At 53.2% G+C, this 585-nt stretch carries 1 protein-coding gene; it reads left to right on the top strand.

Translation table 11 applies throughout. The features are described from left to right. Positions 1-585 (top strand): hypothetical protein (locus tag ABWW03_RS19935; protein ID WP_353411437.1); only part of this gene is annotated, 585 nt, incomplete at both ends.

The raw sequence follows: 585 nt of genomic DNA, 5'->3' as shown, positions 1-585 counted from the left end.
CGCAGCCGCTTTGGCCGAAGGTGCAACCGCCACCGATACATTTAGCTACACCTTAAAAGATAACGATGGCAGTTTCTCGACCACCACAGTAACAATCACTGTGACCGGCACGACCGATGGAGCACCAACCGTAACCATCACCGACAACAACGCCGGCGCTACCGGTGACGAAAGTGTTGTTGAAAATGGCACACTTACTGGAAACACCTTTACGATCACGGCGCCGGATGGCTTAGGATCGTTGAGTATCGCAGGGCAGAGCATTACCGCTGCTGCACTCAACAATGCTTCAACCACCAACATTACGGTCAGCAATAGTAACGGTGTTCTAACCATCACCGATTACAACGCCGCCACCGGCGTAGTGACCTACAACTACGATCCAGTAGGTACCTCACAAGATCACAGTGGTGCCGAAGTGGTGCATAACTTTGTGATTGTTGTGACAGACAGCGACGGCACCACCGCGAGTGACAGTCTCGATATTCTGATTACCGATACGGCGCCGGTGGCCAACGCCGATACCGATTCCACAAACGCTGACACCAATGCAACAGGCAATGTGAGAACGGATGTCGGCGGTGC

Source organism: Pseudoteredinibacter isoporae (assembly GCF_040372805.1).
In the GTDB taxonomy this organism is placed as follows: domain Bacteria; phylum Pseudomonadota; class Gammaproteobacteria; order Pseudomonadales; family Cellvibrionaceae; genus Pseudoteredinibacter; species Pseudoteredinibacter isoporae_A.
Note: the sequence above shows the minus strand (reverse complement) of the source record. Positions and strands in the feature narration are given on the sequence as shown.